Origin of the sequence: Amycolatopsis arida (genome assembly GCF_900115565.1) — a bacterium.
Lineage (GTDB): Bacteria > Actinomycetota > Actinomycetes > Mycobacteriales > Pseudonocardiaceae > Yuhushiella > Yuhushiella arida.
Map to the genome: position 1 here is coordinate 490,277 of NZ_FOWW01000004.1, position 17,161 is coordinate 507,437.

Annotated in this window: 19 protein-coding genes; 13 read left to right on the plus strand and 6 right to left on the minus strand. The window is 73.5% G+C overall.

The window, feature by feature from the left end; translation table 11 throughout:
- Positions 1 to 89: 89 nt before the first annotated feature.
- The 6 genes from BM051_RS15365 to BM051_RS15390 all read left to right on the plus strand — a co-directional run bounded on the left by BM051_RS15365 (position 90) and on the right by BM051_RS15390 (position 5,077).
- Positions 90 to 1,232: an acyl-CoA dehydrogenase family protein gene (locus tag BM051_RS15365; RefSeq protein WP_092530805.1), complete on the plus strand. Its 1,143-nt coding sequence runs from the start codon at positions 90 to 92 to the stop codon at positions 1,230 to 1,232.
- The gene (locus tag BM051_RS15370; RefSeq protein ID WP_092530806.1) at positions 1,229 to 2,005 is read left to right on the plus strand and encodes an SDR family oxidoreductase; all 777 of its coding nucleotides are present in this window, start codon (positions 1,229 to 1,231) and stop codon (positions 2,003 to 2,005) included. Before BM051_RS15365 ends, BM051_RS15370 begins: the two co-directional genes overlap by 4 nt.
- A gap of 14 nt (positions 2,006 to 2,019) precedes the next feature.
- Positions 2,020 to 2,649, plus strand: a complete 630-nt coding sequence (locus BM051_RS15375; RefSeq protein ID WP_092530807.1) for a TetR/AcrR family transcriptional regulator — start codon at positions 2,020 to 2,022, stop codon at positions 2,647 to 2,649.
- Positions 2,650 to 2,660: 11 nt separating this feature from the next.
- Positions 2,661 to 3,815 carry an acetyl-CoA C-acetyltransferase gene (locus BM051_RS15380; protein ID WP_092530808.1) on the plus strand — a complete coding sequence of 385 codons (1,155 nt, stop codon included), beginning with the start codon at positions 2,661 to 2,663 and terminating at the stop codon, positions 3,813 to 3,815.
- 86 nt (positions 3,816 to 3,901) lie between these two features.
- Positions 3,902 to 4,858, plus strand: coding sequence for a pentapeptide repeat-containing protein (locus BM051_RS15385; protein WP_341770874.1), 957 nt, complete (start codon positions 3,902 to 3,904; stop codon positions 4,856 to 4,858).
- 36 nt (positions 4,859 to 4,894) lie between these two features.
- Complete coding sequence (locus tag BM051_RS15390; protein ID WP_092530809.1) at positions 4,895 to 5,077, plus strand: hypothetical protein; 183 nt, start codon at positions 4,895 to 4,897, stop codon at positions 5,075 to 5,077.
- Positions 5,078 to 5,177: 100 nt separating this feature from the next.
- On the opposite strand, the gene BM051_RS15395 is transcribed toward BM051_RS15390, so the two are convergent.
- Positions 5,178 to 7,202: an NADPH-dependent 2,4-dienoyl-CoA reductase gene (locus tag BM051_RS15395; RefSeq protein WP_092530810.1), complete on the minus strand. Its 2,025-nt coding sequence runs from the start codon at positions 7,200 to 7,202 to the stop codon at positions 5,178 to 5,180.
- Between the two features lie 70 nt (positions 7,203 to 7,272).
- On the opposite strand from BM051_RS15395, the gene BM051_RS15400 reads away from it, so the two are divergent.
- Both BM051_RS15400 and BM051_RS15405 read left to right on the plus strand, forming a co-directional pair.
- Positions 7,273 to 7,947 carry a TetR/AcrR family transcriptional regulator gene (locus BM051_RS15400; protein ID WP_243859842.1) on the plus strand — a complete coding sequence of 225 codons (675 nt, stop codon included), beginning with the start codon at positions 7,273 to 7,275 and terminating at the stop codon, positions 7,945 to 7,947.
- Positions 7,948 to 7,973: 26 nt separating this feature from the next.
- Positions 7,974 to 8,531, plus strand: coding sequence for a sugar O-acetyltransferase (locus tag BM051_RS15405; protein ID WP_092530812.1), 558 nt, complete (start codon positions 7,974 to 7,976; stop codon positions 8,529 to 8,531).
- A 102-nt stretch (positions 8,532 to 8,633) separates the two neighbouring features.
- On the opposite strand, the gene BM051_RS15410 is transcribed toward BM051_RS15405, so the two are convergent.
- Genes BM051_RS15410 through BM051_RS15425 form a run of 4 tightly spaced genes read right to left on the minus strand, consistent with a single transcriptional unit; the run spans position 8,634 to position 12,047 of the window.
- Positions 8,634 to 9,683, minus strand: coding sequence for an NAD(P)H-dependent flavin oxidoreductase (locus tag BM051_RS15410; protein ID WP_092530914.1), 1,050 nt, complete (start codon positions 9,681 to 9,683; stop codon positions 8,634 to 8,636).
- A 5-nt stretch (positions 9,684 to 9,688) separates the two neighbouring features.
- Positions 9,689 to 10,432: a CoA-transferase subunit beta gene (locus BM051_RS15415; RefSeq protein ID WP_092530813.1), complete on the minus strand. Its 744-nt coding sequence runs from the start codon at positions 10,430 to 10,432 to the stop codon at positions 9,689 to 9,691.
- A complete protein-coding gene (locus tag BM051_RS15420) occupies positions 10,429 to 11,295 on the minus strand; it encodes a CoA transferase subunit A (protein WP_092530814.1) in 867 nt (288 codons plus the stop codon). Before BM051_RS15420 ends, BM051_RS15415 begins: the two co-directional genes overlap by 4 nt.
- A complete protein-coding gene (locus tag BM051_RS15425) occupies positions 11,295 to 12,047 on the minus strand; it encodes an enoyl-CoA hydratase family protein (RefSeq protein ID WP_092530815.1) in 753 nt (250 codons plus the stop codon). Before BM051_RS15425 ends, BM051_RS15420 begins: the two co-directional genes overlap by 1 nt.
- An 87-nt stretch (positions 12,048 to 12,134) precedes the next feature.
- Here BM051_RS15425 and BM051_RS15430 point away from each other — a divergent pair, with 87 nt between their 5' ends.
- The 4 genes from BM051_RS15430 (at position 12,135) to BM051_RS15440 (ending at position 14,503) form a co-directional block, all read left to right on the plus strand.
- A complete protein-coding gene (locus tag BM051_RS15430) occupies positions 12,135 to 12,920 on the plus strand; it encodes an SDR family oxidoreductase (protein WP_092530816.1) in 786 nt (261 codons plus the stop codon).
- Between the two features lie 76 nt (positions 12,921 to 12,996).
- Positions 12,997 to 13,902 carry an SDR family oxidoreductase gene (locus tag BM051_RS15435; protein WP_092530817.1) on the plus strand — a complete coding sequence of 302 codons (906 nt, stop codon included), beginning with the start codon at positions 12,997 to 12,999 and terminating at the stop codon, positions 13,900 to 13,902.
- Positions 13,903 to 14,018: 116 nt separating this feature from the next.
- Positions 14,019 to 14,144 carry a hypothetical protein gene (locus BM051_RS30510; protein ID WP_341770876.1) on the plus strand — a complete coding sequence of 42 codons (126 nt, stop codon included), beginning with the start codon at positions 14,019 to 14,021 and terminating at the stop codon, positions 14,142 to 14,144.
- Positions 14,105 to 14,503, plus strand: a complete 399-nt coding sequence (locus BM051_RS15440) for a pyridoxamine 5'-phosphate oxidase family protein (RefSeq protein WP_341770877.1) — start codon at positions 14,105 to 14,107, stop codon at positions 14,501 to 14,503. Before BM051_RS30510 ends, BM051_RS15440 begins: the two co-directional genes overlap by 40 nt.
- Before the next feature lie 21 nt (positions 14,504 to 14,524).
- Here the strand turns inward: BM051_RS15440 and BM051_RS15445 are convergent, their stop codons facing one another.
- Entirely contained in the window at positions 14,525 to 15,688 is a 1,164-nt protein-coding gene (locus tag BM051_RS15445; RefSeq protein WP_092530818.1) for a steroid 3-ketoacyl-CoA thiolase, read from the minus strand.
- 233 nt (positions 15,689 to 15,921) lie between these two features.
- Here BM051_RS15445 and BM051_RS15450 point away from each other — a divergent pair, with 233 nt between their 5' ends.
- Positions 15,922 to 17,151, plus strand: coding sequence for a cytochrome P450 (locus tag BM051_RS15450; protein WP_092530915.1), 1,230 nt, complete (start codon positions 15,922 to 15,924; stop codon positions 17,149 to 17,151).
- Positions 17,152 to 17,161: the final 10 nt, after the last annotated feature.

A 17,161-nucleotide genomic window follows, 5' to 3' on the forward strand; every position in this document is an offset into this window, starting at 1 on the left:
GTAGGGTAGCCTACGGCAGGAACGGTCCCGTTGACCAGACGCGGGCGGCGGGCCCGGTGCCGGATTCCAGTGGTGGGAGGGAGGTCGGGATGGCCGACGACGCGTTCCGCGCCGAGGTGCGGGCCTGGCTCGCCGAGAACCTCACCGGCGAGTTCGCGGCGCTGCGCGGGCTCGGCGGGCCCGGCCGCGAGCACGAGGCGTTCGAGGAGCGGCTGGCCTGGGAACGGCACCTGGCCGTCGCCGGCTGGACCTGCATCGGCTGGCCGGTGGAGCACGGCGGTCGCGGTGCGACGCTGGAGCAGCAGGTGATCTTCCACGAGGAGTACGCGCTGGCCGACGCGCCGGCCAAGGTGAGTCACCTGGGCCAGGAGCTGCTCGGCCCGACGCTGATCGCGTTCGGCACGCGAGCGCAGCAACGGCGGTTCCTGCCGAGGATCGTCGCCGTGGAGGAGCTGTGGTGCCAGGGCTACTCCGAGCCCGGCGCCGGCTCCGACCTAGCCGCGGTGTCCACCACGGCCACCCTCGACGGTGACCAGTGGGTGCTGCGCGGGCAGAAGGTGTGGACGTCGCTGGCGCACGTGGCCGACTGGTGCTTCGTGCTGGCCCGCACCGAGCCGGGCTCGACCCGCCACCGGGGGCTGTCCTACCTGCTGGTGCCGATGCGCCAGGACGGGGTGGAGGTGCGGCCCATCCGGCAGCTCACCGGCACCGCCGAGTTCAACGAGGTCTTCTTCGACGGAGCCCGGACCGCGCGGGACAACGTGGTCGGCGCGCCGGGCGAGGGCTGGAAGGTCGCGATGGGCACGCTCGGCGTCGAGCGGGGCGTGGCGACGCTGGGCCAGCAGGTGGGGTTCCGGCGCGAACTGCGCGCGCTCACCCAGCTGGCCGAGCGCACCGGCGCCGCCGACGACCCGGTGGTCGCCGAACGGCTGGCCCGCGCGGAGCTGGGGCTGGAGGTGCTGCGCGCGCACGCGCTGCGCACCCTCGGCAGCGCCGCTCCCGGCGTGGCCGAGGTGAGCAAGCTGCTCTGGGCGAACTGGCACCGTGACCTCGGCGAGCTGGCCATGCTGGTGCGCGGCGCGGCCGGGATGGTCGCCGACCCGGACCTGGACCGGTGGCAGCGGCTGTACCTGTTCAGCCGCGCCGACACCATCTACGGCGGCTCCAACGAGATCCAGCGCAACATCATCGCCGAGCGGGTGCTCGGCCTTCCCCGGGAGGTGCGCCCGTGATCCCCCTGCCGACCTACCCGCCCGGCCGGGACCTGTTGCGCGACAAGGTGGTGGTGGTGACCGCCGCCGCCGGCACCGGGATCGGCTCGGCGGTGGCCCGGCGCGCGCTCGAGGAGGGCGCGCGGGTGGTGCTCAGCGACTGGCACGAGCGCCGGCTGGGGGAGAAGGCCGCGGAGCTGGCCGCCGTGGGCGAGGTGCACGCGATCCCGTGCGACGTGACCGACGAGGCGCAGGTGCGGGGGCTCGTCGACGGCGCGGCGACCCGGTTCGGCCGGATCGACGTGCTGATCAACAACGCCGGCCTCGGGGGCAGCCGGTCCATCGTGGACATGACCGACGAGGAGTGGTCGCGCGTGCTGGACGTGACGCTGAACGGCACGTTCCGGGTCACCCGCGCGGTGCTGCGCCGGTTCCTCGCCCAGGGCGGCGGGGGAGCGGTGGTCAACAACGCCTCGGTGATCGGCTGGCGGGCGCAGGCCGAGCAGGCGCACTACGCCGCCGCGAAGGCCGGGGTGATGGCGCTGACCCGGTGCGCCGCGGTGGACGTCGCACCGCACGGCATCCGGGTGAACGCGGTGGCACCCAGCCTGGCGATGCACCCGTTCCTGGCGAAGGTCACCAGCGAGGAGCTGCTGACCGAGCTGACCGCGCGGGAGGCCTCCGGCAGGGCCGCCGAGCCCTGGGAGGTGGCGAATGTGATGGTATTCCTCGCCAGCGAGTACGCCTCGTACCTCACCGGCGAGGTCGTCTCGGTCAGTAGCCAGCACGCGTAGGGGGTCGGTGGCCGATGGGCACGAGGACGGCGAGGAAGCGGCAGGCCGGCGGCACCGCCTCTGGGCGGAGGGCGGAGCTGCTGGCGCTGGCGGCGCGGCTGTTCGCCGAGCGCGGATACGTGTCCACGACCGTGCGGGACATCGCCGACGCCGCCGGGATCCTGTCCGGCAGCCTGTACCACCACTTCGACTCCAAGGAGTCGATGGCCGACGAGATCCTCCGCGGCTTCCTCGACGAGCTGTTCGGCACCTACGCCGAGATCGTCGCCGCCGGCCTCGGCCCGCGGCGCACGCTGGAGGCCGTGGTGACCGCGTCGTTCCGGTCCATCCACGACCATCCCGCCGAGGTGGCGATCTACCAGAACGAGGCCAAGCACCTGGCCCAGTTCGACCGGTTCGACTACCTCGAGCGGCGCAACGCCGAGTTCCGCCGGCTGTGGAACACCATCCTCACCGACGGGGTGCGGGACGGCGTGTTCCGCGCCGACCTCGACGTCGAGCTGGTCTACCGGTTCATCCGGGACACCGTGTGGGTCGCGGTGCGCTGGTACAACCCCGGCGGCACGCTGTCCGCCGACGACGTGGCGAAGCAGTACCTGGCGATCCTGCTCGACGGCATCGCCACCGGTTCCCGGTCGACCTAGGAGGTATCCCGATGGCCGAGGCCTACCTGCTCGACGCCGTGCGCACGCCGGTCGGCCGGCGCGGCGGCGCGCTCGGCGAGGTGCACCCCGCCGACCTGGCCGGGCACGTCATCACCGCCGTGCTCGAGCGGACCGGGGTGGACCCGGACCTGGTGGACGACGTGATCCTCGGCTGCGTCGACACGCTCGGGCCGCAGGCGGGCAACATCGCCCGCACCGCGTGGCTGGCCGCGGGGTTGCCCGACCACGTGCCCGGGGTGACCGTGGACCGGCAGTGCGGGTCGAGCCAGCAGGCGGTGCACTTCGCCGCGCAGGCGGTGCTGTCCGGCACGGCGGACGCGGTGCTGGCCGGCGGGGTGCAGAACATGACCGCCATCCCGATCAGCGCGGCGATGCTGGCCGGCCGGGAGTACGGCTTTCCCGACCCGTTCACCGGATCGGTCGGGTGGCGCGAGCGTTACGGCACCGAGGAGATCTCCCAGTTCCGCGGCGCGGAGATGATCGCCGAGCACTGGGACCTCTCCCGGGAGGCGATGGAGGCCTACGCCTACCGCAGCCACCGGCGGGCACTGGCGGCGATCGACGAGGGCCGGTTCGCCGCCGAGATCGTGCCGGTCGGCGAGCTGGCTCGGGACGAGGGGCCGCGGCGGGACACCAGTCCGGAGAAGATGGCGGCGCTGCCGCCGCTGAGCCCCGGGTCGCGGCTGACGGCTGCGGTGGCCAGCCAGATCTCCGACGGGGCCAGCGCGGCACTGCTGGCGTCGGAGCGGTTCGTGGCCGAGCACGGGCTGACCCCACGGGCGCGCATCCACCACCTGTCGGTGCGGGCGGCCGACCCGGTGTGGATGCTCACCGGGCCGATCCCGGCGACCGCGCACGCGCTGCGCCGCACCGGGCTGGGTGTGGCCGACATCGACCTGTTCGAGGTGAACGAGGCGTTCGCCAGCGTGGTGCTCGCGTGGTTGGAGGAGACCGACGCCGACCCGGAGCGGGTCAACGTCAACGGCGGCGGCATCGCGCTGGGCCACCCGATCGGCGCCACCGGCACCAAGCTGCTGGCGACGTTGCTGCACGAGCTGGAGCGTCGTGGTGGTCGGTACGGGCTGCAGACGATGTGCGAGGGCGGCGGCACGGCCAACGTGACCATCATCGAGCGCCTCGGGTAGGTAGCCCACCCGGCCGCTTTCGGCCCGCGTGCCGGATCCGCTACCGTTCGTGTCCGGTTGGGGGCGGCGACGGCGGGAAGGGTGACGTGCGCGGCGGTGGCCGGGAGCGCGGTGAGCACCGGGTGCTGTCCACCACGACGATCACGGTGTGGGCGGTCGGCCTGCTGGTGGTGGCGGTGCTCGCGGTGGTGCTGCTGTGGTCCGCCGTGGGCGCGCCCGGGGACTCGGTGCGGCTGGATGTGATTCGCACGGCGGCCAGCATCGTGGTGGGCACCGGCGGAGCGGCCGCGTTGCTGCTGGCCGCGCGCCGGCAGCGGGCCACCGAGCTCGACCTGCGGCAGCGTGACCACGACGCCGCCGAGCGCAGGATCACCGAGCTGTACGGCAAGGCGGCCGACCAGCTGGGCAGCGACAAGGCCCCGGTACGGCTGGCCGGGTTGTACGCGCTGGAGCGGCTGGCGCAGGACGCGCCGCCACACCGGCAGACGATCGTCAACCTCGTGTGCGCCTATCTGCGGATGCCGGTGGGTGCCGACACGGAGGAGGCCGAGGTCCGGCAGGCCGCGCACGACCTGCTGGCCCGGCACCTGCGGCCGGGGAGCGGGCGGGAGTTCTGGGGCGGCGTCGCGGTGAACCTGGCCGGCGCGACGCTGGCGAAGGTGGTGCTCACCCACTGCTCGGTGACGGAGTTGTCGCTCGCCGGCGCGACCGTCACCGGGCCGGCGGTGTTCCGCGGAACCACCGTGTCCGGGGTGGCGGACTTCCGCAACGCCCGCTTCCTCGGGATCGCCGACTTCCGGCGGGTGGGGTTCGGCCGGGACGAGAAGTTCTTCCGAGGCGCGCGGTTCGAGGGTGAGGTCGAGTTCGGCACGCGGACCGAGGTGACGCTCACCGGGGCGGGCGTGCGGGTCGCCGACGGGGTGCGCCGCCGGTGGCCGCGGGGCTGGGTCGAGCGGGAGTCGCCGGACGAGCCGGGGTGGGCCGTACTGATTGCGGCTCCCGCGGAACCTCGGAGTGCTATGCTGCGTCACAGTGACGGGTGACACACCCGGCCGAGCGGTCGAGAGGAGGTGACCAGGATGAACGAGCGGTACATGGACCAGCTGGCGCCCGAGTCGTTGGTGCTCGAGTCGTTGGTGCCCACGTCGGGCCACCGCGAGTGCCGGAGCGCCGTCGACGAGCTCGTGGCGGGTGCCCTGGTCACCGGCGGACGACCGCGCGGCTTGGAGGTCGTGGTGGCGCCGCCGGCCGAGGCGCACTGACCTACCCTGGGTCGGAATGCGTCGGACCATTGTGGACACGCCGACCGAGGTAGTCGAGGGTGCGACGGCAGTGCGGTGAAGGGTTTCGCGGTGAGGGGTGTCACAGCCGCGCGGCGAGCTCGGTGCCCTGGCGGATGGCGCGCTTGGCGTCGAGCTCCGCGGCACGCTCGGCGCCGCCGATGACGTGCACCGGCAGACCGGCCCCGGCGAGCTCGTCGGCCACGTCGCGCACCGGCTCCTGGCCGGCGCACACCACCACGGTGTCCACCGCCAGCGTCCGCCGCTCGGCCTGCCGTGGCCCCAGCGCGACGTGCAGCCCCTCGTCGTCGATGCGCTCGTAGCGCACGCCGGTCAGCTGGTGCACGTTCTTCGCCTTCAGGGTCGCCCGGTGCACCCACCCGGTCGTCCTCCCCAGGCCGGCCCCGATCCGGGATGCCTTGCGCTGCAACAGGTACACCGTGCGTGCCGCCGGCTCCGGCTTCGGTTCCCCGAGACCGCCCCGCGCCCGATCCGGATCGGTGACGCCCCACTCCGCCCGCCACGCCGCCACGTCCAGCGACGGCGACGACCCATGGGTGAGGAACTCGCTGACGTCCACCCCGATGCCGCCCGCGCCGATCACCGCCACCCGGTCCCCCACCGGCCGGCCGTGCCGCAGTACGTCTACATAGGACATCACCGAGGGGTGGTCGATCCCGGGGATGGCCGGCACCCGTGGCGCCACCCCGGTGGCCACGACCACCTCGTCGTACCCGCGCAGCTCCACCCTCCCGACTCGGGCACCCAGGTGCAGTCGCACCCCGGTCAGCTCGAGCTGCCGCCGGTAGTAGCGGATGGTCTCGGCGAACTCCTCCTTGCCCGGAACCCGCCGCGCCATGTCGAACTGGCCGCCCACCTCCGCCTCCGCCTCGAACAGGTCCACGGCGTGCCCGCGGCCGGCGAGCCCGGTCGCCGCCGCCAGCCCGGCCGGCCCGGCGCCCACCACCGCGATCCGCCTCACCCGCCGCGCGGGCCGCAGCGTCAGCACGGTCTCGTGCGCGGCCCGTGGGTTCACCAGGCACGACGCCTTCCGCAGCGAGAACGTGTGGTCCAGGCACGCCTGGTTGCACGCGATACAGGTGTTGATCTCGTCCGGGCGCCCGGCGGCGGCCTTGCGCACCCAGTCGGGGTCCGCGAGGAACGGCCGGGCCATCGACACCATGTCCGCCTCGCCCCGGGCGAGCACCTCCTCGGCCACCCTCGGCATGTTGATCCGGTTGGACGCGACCACCGGGACGCGCAGGTGCCGGCGCAGCCGCGCGGTGAGGTCGGTGAACGCCGCCCTCGGCACGGACGTGGCGATCGTCGGCACCCTCGACTCGTGCCAGCCCACTCCGGTGTTGACGATGGTGGCGCCGGCCGCCTCGACCTCGGTGGCGAGCGCGACCACCTCGTCCCACGCCTGCCCGTCCGGAACAAGGTCGAGAATGGACAGTCGGTACAGGATGATGAAGTCGTCGCCCACCGCCGCGCGGCACCGCCGGACGACCTCCACGGCGAACCGGCGCCGGCCGACCGGCGTGCCGCCCCACCGGTCGGCCCGCCGGTTGGTGCGCGGCGCCAGGAACTGGTTGATCAGGTAGCCCTCCGACCCCATGATCTCCACACCGTCGTACCCGGCCTCGCTGGCCAGCGCGGCCGCCGCGGCGAAGTCGGCGATCTGCGCGCGCACCCCCCGGTCGGACAGCGCCCGTGGCGCGAACGGCGTGATCGGCGACTTCACCGCCGACGCCGACACCGACAGCGGGTGGTAGGCGTACCGGCCGGCGTGCAGCAGCTGGACCGCGATCGCCCCGCCCTCGGCGTGCACGGCGTCGGTGATCGTGCGGTGCCGCCGGGCCTCGGCCCTCGTGGACAGCTTGCCGGCGAACGGGTACAGCCAGCCCGTCCGGTTCGGCGCGTACCCGCCGGTGACCATCAGCCCGACGCCCCCGCGTGCCCGCTCGGCGAAGTACGCGGCCAGCTTGCGGGTGTCACCGGCGCGGTCCTCCAGGCCGGTGTGCATCGAGCCCATCAGCACCCGGTTGGGCAGCGTGGTGAACCCGAGGTCGAGCGGGCGCAGCAGGTGCGGGTACTGCTCGGTCATGGACGTGCTCCTCACGCCGGCGAACGGGCAATTCCTACTCTCGAGTAGGAATACTCTACGGTAGGGTTCCGTGTCCAGGAACGCCGCGCAGGGAGGCGATGTGACGCCCGCCGCCACGTCGGGGAGGAAGCGCAGGGCCTACGCCCCGCGCGTGCCGGCCGCGCAGCGCCGCACCCAGTTGCTGGACGCCGCGCTGCACCTGGTGGTCACCCGCGGGCACAACGCCGTGACCATGGACGCGGTGGCCGAGCAGGCCGGGGTGACCAAGCCGGTGGTCTACAGCGTGTTCGTCAACCGGGCCGACCTGCTCGCCGCACTGCTGCACCGGGAGCAGCGGCAGGGGATGGCGCAGTTGCTCTCCGTCCTGCCCGCCGACCTCGATCGGCTGCCGGTCGATCCCGCCGAGCTGGTGGAGCAGGCGCTCACCCGGTTCCTCCGGGTCGTGCGCGCGGCGCCGGACCGGTGGCACTGCATCGTGCTGCCGATGGCCGACATGCCGGCGCCGTTCCACCTGGCCCGGGAGGAGGCGCGTGCCGACGTGCTCGGCCGCACCACCGAGGTCGCGCGGTCACTGCTCCGCTCGCTGGACGCCCCGCCGGAGCTCGACCCGGAGATCGTCGCCCACGCGGTGGTGGCGCTGTTCGAGATGGCCGCCCGATTGGTGCTCACCGACCCCGAGCGCTTTCCCGTCGACCGCTTCCGCGCGGCCGTCCGCGCCGCGGTCGACCTCGCCCACCCGCGCTGACCGCGCCGGGCCGATACGGTGGCCGGGTGGGTGAGCACAGGGAGCGCATGCTGCGCGGTGAGCCGTACCGGGACAGCGATCCGGAGCTCGTCGCCGAGCGTCGCCGGGCCCAGGCCCTGCTCGACGAGTTCAACGCGACCACCGCGGACCAGATCGACCAGCGGGACGGGGTGCTGCGCGCGCTCCTCGGCCGGCTCGGCGAGGGGTCCTGGATCGTGCCGCGGTTCCAGTGCGACTACGGCTACCTCATCGAGATCGGCGCCAACAGCTTCCTCAACTACGACGCGATCCTGATGGACTGCGCGCCCATCGTCATCGGCGACGACGTGTCGATCGGCCCGCGCGCGCAACTGCTGACCGCGTTGCACCCGATGGCCGACCACGAGGCCCGGCGGCAGCGCTGGGAGACCGGCGCGCCGATCACCATCGGCGACAACGTGTGGTTCGGCGGCGGGGTCATCGTGTGCCCGGGGGTGACGGTCGGGGCGAACACGGTCGTCGGGGCGGGCAGCGTGGTGACCCGCGACCTGCCGGAGCGGGTGTTCGCCGCCGGCAACCCGTGCCGAGTCGTCCGCGGCCTCTGACCAGTGCCCGTCCTGCTCGCTGTGTCCGCGCACTGTGATCGGGTGTCGGCGTCGCACGGCGCGGACACGTGTGCACAGGGCGCGGACACACGGGCATGGGGATCAGGGGGTGGGGAGGGCGGCGAGGCGGGTGAGGATGGCGGCGGCCTGGTCGACGGTGCTCTCGACCACCTCGGCGACCGAGGGCAGATCGTCGAGCAGGCCCACCACCTGGCCCGAGGCGAGCACGCCGGCTCGGGTGTCGCCGTCGACGAGGCCGGCGCGCAGCAGCATCGGGGTGTTCGCCGCCATCACCACCTGCGCCCACGACCGCTCCCCGCGCATGGCCAGACCCTCCCGCACCATCGACCGCCACGACAGCCCGGTCAGCCGGCGGAACCGCGCCGCGTTGCGCACCGCCCGCAGCAGCCCACCGACCCGGCCCGACCGCTCCAACCCGTCGACCAGTTCGGTCCGCAGCACCCGATGCGGTAGCCCGTCCACCTTGCGGGTCACCACCGTGTCGCCGAGGCCGCGCTCCAGGTACGCCCGCTTCACCGCGTCCGGCACCGTGCTCTCCCTGGTCAACAGGAACCGGGTGCCCATCGCGACACCCGCGGCGCCGTAGGCCAACGCCGCCGCGAGCCCGCGCCCGTCGAAGAACCCGCCGGCCGCCACCACCGGGATGTCGACGGCGTCCACAACGGACGGCAGCAGCACCGTCGTCGCCACCCCGCCGGTGTGCCCGCCGCCCTCGCCGCCCTGCACGATCACCGCGTCGGCGCCCCACGCGGCCACCTTCTCCGCGTGGCGGGCCGCGCCCACCGACGGCACGACCACCACCCCGGCCGCCTTCAGCTCCGCGATCAGCTCCCGCCGCGGCGCCAGCGCGAACGAGGCCACCCGCACCCCCTCCCGGATCAGCAGCTCCACCCGCCGCGCGGCGTCCTCCGCGTCCGCCCGCAGGTTCACCCCGAACGGCCGATCGGTGCGGCGCTTGGTCTCCGCGATCGCCGCGGCCAGCTCGTCGTGGCTCATCGTCGCCGACGCGAGGATGCCCAGCCCGCCCGCCTCCGCCGTGGCCGACACCAGCCGCGGCCCGGCCACCCAGCCCATCCCGGTCTGCACCACCGGGTGGCGCACCCCGATCAGCTCGGTCAGCGGGGTCGGCAGCGTGGTCACGACGACACCTCCCGGTCCCGCCGCGCCTCCGGGTCCAGCACCGCGCGCAGCAACCGCAGCTCCTCGGCGGTGGGCCGTCGAGTCTCGCCGGCGTCGGTGGTGTCCAGCGGGAACCCGGTCGCGCGCACCACCTCCGCGACCGTCACCCCGGGGTGCACCGAGCGCAGCCGCATCGTCCGGTCCGGCCCCCCGAAGTCGAGCACCGCCAGGTTGGTCACCACCCGGTACACGTCGTGGAACCGGGTGACCCCGGCCGCGCGTGCCCGGTCGTGGCCCACCCCGGACACCACGTCCACCCGCTCGGTGAACACCCGCGGCGAGTGCCGCGGCACCCAGTAGCTGGTCCGGTGGTTGACCGTGTTGCCCGGCGCACCGCGCACCCCGAGCAGCTGCCGCGCCGGGCGCGCGTGGTCGCCGATCGCGGAGATGTTCTGGTTGCCGTACCGGTCGAGCTGGTTGGCCCCCATCACCACGTGCCGCCGGCCGTGCGGCACCACCGTGTCCAGCACCTTCCGGAACGGCTGCCAGCCCTCCACCACCGGCTCACCCACGCCCGGCGTGCTCGCCAGCAGGTACGCCTCGCCGTCGCTGAGCAGCAGGTCGGGCTCGAAGGTCAGCCGGGCCAGCCGGGCGCCCAGCGCCGGCAGCAGGCCCATCGGGCTGGCCAGGATCTCGCCGTCGCCGCGGAACAGCTCGGCGCACGCCACGGCGGCCACCTCGGCCCTGGTCACGTCGCTCACGATCCCTCCTCGGCGGCGAAAGCCGCCACCTGGGCCTGGTAGTGGTCCTCGTCGCCGGACAGGAACCGGTCGACGAACGCCGGCCACGCCTCGGGGTCCTTGGCCGACTCGACGTAGTGCCGCTGGAACCGCTCGTCCCGCCCGTAGTCCGGCGCCGCGCTGGTGAAGTGCGCGCCCCCCGGCGCCGCCACCACACCGTCCACGACGGACCGATTCAGCAGCAGGCTCTGCACCGGCCCGCCCGCGGTCAGCTCCGCGGTGTCCACCACCCGCTCCACGGAGACGTAGCACCGCCGCGCGGCCAGCGCGAACAGCTCGTCGAAGTACGGGTCGGGACCGAGGTACTGCGTGTTGCCGCGCGCGTCGGCCCGGTTGAGGTGCACCAGTGCCGCGTCCAGCCGCAGCGCCGGCACGGCCAGCAGCTCCTCGCCGTCGGCGTAGGGCGAGCGCACCGTCCGCAGCTCCGGGTTGAGCCGCGGCACGTCCGAGCCGAGCCCGGCCCGGACCGGCAGGAACGGCAGCCGCTGCGCCGCCGCCGACAGCCCCGCGCCGAGCATGCCCTCGTCGTACTCGGTAACGGCGATCTCGCCGGCCTGCCGCACCCGGCCGAACCACGGGTCGAACGGGATCGAGTCCAGGGTGACGAACCCGAACACCAGCCGCCGGATCCGCCGTGCCGACGCCAGCAACCCCACGTCCGGCCCGCCGTAGGACACCACCGTGAGGTCGGTCAGCGAGGAGCGCAGGATCGCCCGCACCAGGGCCATCGGCTTGCGCCGCGACCCCCACCCGCCGATGCCGATGGTCATCCCGTCGGACAGCTCGGCGACCACCTCGTCGGCCGTCATCCGCTTGTCGGCCATCACGCGCCCCCGTCCAGGAACCGTTGCCGCGCGCCGTCGGCGACACCGGCGAGGTTGAGCTCGAAGGTGAAGCCCTGTTCGAAGCGGTAGCTGCGGTGGACCGGCTGGGTGTCGATGCCGTTGATCGCCTGCTTGGCGGCGCGGATCACCCTGGTGTCCTTGGCCGCGATCCGCCTGGCGACGTCCAGCGCGGCGTCGTCGAGCTCGGCCCTCGGCACCACCGCGTACACCGACCCGTGCTGGTGCAGCTGCCGGGCGTCCACCGTGTCCGCGGTGTAGTACAGCGCGCGCATCAGGTGTTGCGGCACGAGCCGGGCCAGGTGGGTGGCCGCGCCCAGCGCGCCGCGGTCGACCTCGGGCAGCCCGAACGTCGCGTCCTCGGCGGCCACGACGACATCGGCGTTACCGACCAGCCCGACGCCACCGCCGAGGCAGAACCCGTGCACCGCGGCGATCACCGGCACGGCGCAGTCGTACACCGCGGCGAACGCGGCCGCGCAGCCCCGGTTGGCCCCGATCAGCACGTCGAAGCCGTTGTCGCGCTGGATCTCCTTGATGTCCACCCCCGCGTTGAAGCCGCGGCCCTCGGCGCGCAGCACCACCACGTGGCAGCTCGGGTCGCGCCCGGCGGCGGTGATCGCGTCGGCGAGGGCGAACCAGCCGCGCACCGGCAGCGCGTTCACCGGTGGCTCGTTCACCGTGACCACGGCGACCGCCGGGTCGGGGCGGTAAGTGGTGATGGCGTCGGTCATCCTGTTCCTAACCTAGCGTTTGCTTGGTACGTTAGCAGGGCTGGCAGATCCCCGGAAGTCGGTACAGGCCCGAGAAGGAGGTGGGTGGTGACGCTGGAACTGCGGCTCGACGACGCCGTCGTGCTGGTCACCGGCGGGGTCCGCGGGGTCGGCGCGGGGATCAGTCGCGCGTTCGCCGCCGCCGGCGCGCGGGTGGTGACCTGCGCGCGCACCACTCCCGAGCGGCCGGTCGCTGAGTTCGTGCCGTGCGACGTACGGGAGCCGGCGCAGGTGGACCGGCTGATCGGCACCGTCGTCGACCGGCACGGCCGGCTCGACGTCGTGGTGAACAACGCCGGTGGCGCGCCGTTCGCGGCCGCCGCCACCGCGTCGCCGAACTTCTCCGCGAAGGTCGTGGCGCTGAACCTGCTGGCCCCGCTCACCGTCGCGCAGCGGGCGAACGCCGTGATGCAGCGCCAGGAGACCGGCGGGGTCATCGTGAACGTGGGCAGCGTCAGCGGCGCCCGCGCCTCGCCGGGCACCGCCGCCTACGGCGCAGCCAAGGCCGGTGTGGACAGTCTCACCGCAACACTCGCGGTGGAGTGGGCGCCGAGGGTGCGGGTGGTCGGCCTGCGGGTGGGCATGGTGCGGACCGAGCGCGCCGAACTGCACTACGGCGACGCCGAGGGCGTGGCCGCGGTCGGCCGCACGGTCCCGTTGGGACGGTTGGCGGAGCCGGAGGAGATCGGCCGGTGCGCGGTGTTCCTGGCCTCCCCGCTGGCCTCCTACGTCAGCGGCGCCACACTGGCCGTGCACGGTGGGGGAGAGGTGCCCGCGTTCCTCGCGGCCAGCAACGCCGATGCCGTCAACGAGCAGGACAGGGAGGGGACGTGAGCGGAGCTTGCGTAGCGAACCATCCAACGCAGCAGCCTCGGCGAACGCCGCCGACGAGCGTCAGCGAGGAGGGGGCGTGAGCGGAGTCGTCGACGGCCGGGTCGTGATCGTGACCGGCGCTGGGAGGGGCATCGGGAGGGCGCACGCGCTGGCGTTCGCCAGGGAGGGCGCCGCCGTGGTGGTCAACGACATCGGCGCCGGGGTGGACGGCACCGGCGGCTCGGGCGGCCCCGCCCAGCAGGTGGTGACCGAGATCGTCGCGGCCGGCGGCCGGGCGGTGGCCAGCACCGACGACGTGGCCGACTGGGCCGGGGCCCGTCGGCTGGTGGACACCGCGCTCGAGGCGTTCGGTCGGCTCGACGTGCTGGTGAACAACGCCGGCTTCCTGCGCGACCGGATGCTGGTGAACCTGGCCGAGGACGAGTGGGACGCGGTGATCCGGGTGCACCTCAAGGGGCACTTCGCGCCGCTGCGGCACGCCGCGGCGCACTGGCGGGCCGAGGCCAAGGCCGGCCGCCAGCCGGACGCGCGGATCGTCAACACCAGTTCCGGGGCCGGCCTGCTGGGCAGTGTCGGGCAGGGCAACTACTCGGCGGCCAAGGCCGGCATCGCGGCGCTCACCCTGGTGGCCGCGGCGGAGCTCGGCCGGTACGGGGTCACGGTGAACGCCATCGCCCCGGCCGCGCGCACCCGGATGACCGAGCGGACCTTCGCCGACACCATGGCCGCGCCGACCGGCGGCTTCGACGCGATGGCCCCGGAGAACGTCTCGCCCCTGGTGGTGTGGCTGGGCAGCCGGGAGTCCGCGGACGTCACCGGCCGGGTGTTCGAAGTGGACGGTGGAAGGGTGTCGCTGGCGACGGGCTGGCGGCACGGCCCCGAGGAGGACAAGGGCGACCGGTGGGAGCCGGCCGAGCTGGGCCCGGTGGTGCGCCGCCTCATCGACCGCGCCCCCGACCCCGAACCCGTCTACGGCACCTGACGACCGGGGGCGGAACCGGGCCGGCATACCGCTAGCGGCGGCTGTCGCCGGATGCCGCCTCACGACGCACCCGACCTCCGCCCGAAACTGTCGGTCGGCGGTGCGACAGTACGCGCATGGCGACCTGGAAGCAGTTCGAGACGGAGGCCCCCGACCTGGCGGCGGCGGTGCGGGCGCGGTTCACCGCGCGGCCGAGTCGCACGTGCTCGCCACCCTGCGCCGCGACGGCGCGCCGCGGGTGAGCGGCAGCGAGGTGGACTTCCGCGGCCCCGACCTCTGCATCGGATCGATGCTCGACGCGCGGAAGGCCCGCGACCTCCGGCGGGACGGCCGGTGCGCGCTGCACGCCAACCCGGGCGGCGGGATGGGGGAGGAGGGGGACGCCAAGCTCGCCGCGGTGGCGGTCGAGGTCACCGACCCCGACGAGGTCCGCCGAGCCCTCGGCGACCAGCCGGCCCATCTCTTTCGGCTCGATCTGACCGAGGCGGTGGTGACCTCCGTCGAGGGCAACACCCTGGTGGTCCGCGCCTGGCACCCCGGCGGGCCGGAGGTTCGCTACGAGCGCCCGGACAACGGTCCGGTGGTGCGGGTGGACGCCTGAGCCACCCCGGGCGGGGCGCGGTCAGAGCCGTTCGAGGATGGTGCCGGTGGCCATGGCGCCGCCGGCACACATGGTGACCAGGGCGGTCGCGGCGTCGCGGCGTTCGAGTTCGTGCAGCGCCGTGGTGACCAGCCGCGCGCCGGTGCCGCCCACCGGGTGGCCGAGGGCGATCGCGCCGCCGTTGACGTTCACCCGCTCCGGGTCGGGCCGGTGCACCCGCTGCCACGACAGCACCACCGACGCGAACGCCTCGTTGACCTCGAACAGGTCCACGTCGCCGACCGCCAGCCCGGCCCGGCGCAGCACCCGCTCGGTGGCCCGCACCGGCCCGTCGAGGTGGTAGTACGGCTCGGCGCCCACCAGCGCCTGGCTCACGATCCGGGCCCTCGGCCGCAGCCCGAGCGCGCGGGCGCGGTCGGCGTCCATCAGCAGCACCGCGGCCGCCCCGTCGGAGATCTGTGACGACGTCCCCGCCGTGTGCACCCCGCCGTCGACCACCGGCTTCAGCGCGGCCAGCCCCTCCGGTGTGGTCTCCCGCAACCCCTGGTCGCGGGTCACCAGCCGGGTCTGCCCGGTGGGTCGCCCTTCGGCGTCGAGCTCCGGCGCCTTCACCGGCACCACCTCGCGGTCGAACCGGCCCTCGGCCCACGCCGCGGCGGCCTTCGCCTGCGAGGCGACCCCGAAGGCGTCGATCTCCTTTCGGGTCAGCCCGCGGCGCGCCGCGATCCGTTCGGCGGCGCCGTACTGGTCGGGCATGTCGATCGACCACGTGTCGGGCTTCGGCCGGCCGACGTCGACGCCCCGGTTGGCGCCCAGCGGCACCCGGCTCATCGACTCGACCCCGCACGCCACGCCGGCGTCGATCGCGCCGGCGGCGATCAGCCCGGCGATCAGGTGCACGGCCTGCTGCGCCGATCCGCACTGGGCGTCGATGGTCGTCGCACCGCACCCTTCGGGCAACCCGGCGTGCAACCACGCCGTTCGGGTGACGTTGCCCGCCTGCTCACCCGCCTGGGTGACGCTGCCGCCGATGACCTGTTCCACTTCCGCGGGGTCGAGACCGGCCCGCTCGAGCACCGCCCGCTGGGCCACGCCGAGCAACTCGGCGGCGTGCACGCCGGAGAACCAGCCCCTGCGCCTGCCGATCGGGGTCCGCACGGCCTCGACGATCACGGGATTGCCCACACTGCGCTCCTTCTTCCGGTGCCTGCCCTGCAAAACTAGAACAAGTTCTCATTGTGAGCAACGGACGCCGCTGTCAACCGCCGTCCGGTGACTCTCCGCTGGCAGATCCACTACCAGGATTTTCGAGATCGTCGCGCTGGGAGTTAACGGGTTTCACTGAAACTCTTCCGTTAGTTAACACCGTATGCTTCAATCGCCCTTTAGAACGTGTTCCACGACTTCCGGAGGTGGCCGTGTCCACGCCGTTGCTCCCCACGGGCTTCGACTTCACCGATCCCGACCTGTACGCGACGCGCCTGCCGCTGGAGGAGTTCGCCCTGCTGCGCCGGACGGCTCCGGTCTGGTGGAACCCGCAGCCGCACAACAAGGCCGGGTTCCGCGACGACGGCTTCTGGGTGGTCACCCGGCTGGAGGACGTGAAGACGATCTCCAAGGACTGCGAGCTGTTCTCCTCGCGGGAGAAGACGGCGATCATCCGGTTCGACGAGTCGATGACCGAGGACGTGCTGGACGTCAACCGACTGATGATGGTCAACATGGACCCGCCGCAGCACACCAAGCTCCGCCGAATCGTCTCGAAGGGGTTCACCCCGCGGGCGATCGGCCGGCTGGAGAACGCGCTGCGCGAGCGGGCCGAGCGCATCGCGCACGAGGCGCGACGGAAGGGCTCCGGCGACTTCGTCAACGACGTCGCGTGCGAGCTGCCGTTGCAGGCGATCGCCGAGCTGCTCGGCATCCCGCAGCAGGACCGGCGCAAGATCTTCGACTGGTCCAACCAGATGATCGGCTACGACGACCCGGAGTACGACGTCGAGCCGGTGGCCGCGTCGACGGAGTTGATCGGCTACGCGTGGAACATGGCCGAGGATCGCCGCAAGTGTCCGATGGACGACATCGTCACCAAGCTCGTTCACGCCGATGTGGACGGTGAGTCGCTGTCGTCCGACGAGTTCGGCTTCTTCGTCATCCTGCTCGCCGTCGCCGGCAACGAGACCACCCGCAACGCGATCACCCACGGGATGAAGGCGTTGCTCGACCATCCCGAGCAGTGGGAGCTGTACAAGGAGCAACGGCCGAAGACCGCGCCGGACGAGATCGTCCGCTGGGCGACGCCGGTGGTCGCCTTCCAGCGCACCGCCACCGCCGACACCGAGCTCGGTGGGCAGCACATCCGCAAGGGCGACAGGGTGGGCATGTTCTACAGCTCGGCGAACTTCGACCCGGAGGTGTTCGACGAGCCGAAGCGGTTCGACGTCCTGCGCGACCCGAACCCGCACGTCGGATTCGGCGGCACCGGCGCGCACTACTGCCTCGGCGCCAACCTCGCCCGGCTGGAGATCGACCTGATGTTCAACGCGATCGCCGACGCCATGCCGAACATCCGGGAGGTCGCGCCGCCGGTCCGGCTGCGCTCCGGCTGGCTCAACGGCATCAAGCACTACGAGGTCAGCTACAGCGGGTAGCCCGGTCGGC

Bases quoted from the DNA above. Each gene is read 5' to 3' on its own strand.
- BM051_RS15365 (WP_092530805.1), top strand. From the start codon at position 90: ATGGCCGACGACGCGTTCCGCGCCGAGGTGCGGGCCTGGCTCGCCGAG.
- BM051_RS15375 (WP_092530807.1), top strand. From the start codon at position 2,020: ATGGGCACGAGGACGGCGAGGAAGCGGCAGGCCGGCGGCACCGCCTCT.
- BM051_RS15380 (WP_092530808.1), top strand. From the start codon at position 2,661: ATGGCCGAGGCCTACCTGCTCGACGCCGTGCGCACGCCGGTCGGCCGG.
- BM051_RS15390 (WP_092530809.1), top strand. From the start codon at position 4,895: ATGAACGAGCGGTACATGGACCAGCTGGCGCCCGAGTCGTTGGTGCTC.
- BM051_RS15395 (WP_092530810.1), bottom strand. From the start codon at position 7,202: ATGACCGAGCAGTACCCGCACCTGCTGCGCCCGCTCGACCTCGGGTTC.
- BM051_RS15420 (WP_092530814.1), bottom strand. From the start codon at position 11,295: ATGGCCGACAAGCGGATGACGGCCGACGAGGTGGTCGCCGAGCTGTCC.
- BM051_RS15425 (WP_092530815.1), bottom strand. From the start codon at position 12,047: ATGACCGACGCCATCACCACTTACCGCCCCGACCCGGCGGTCGCCGTG.
- BM051_RS30510 (WP_341770876.1), top strand. From the start codon at position 14,019: ATGGCGACCTGGAAGCAGTTCGAGACGGAGGCCCCCGACCTGGCGGCG.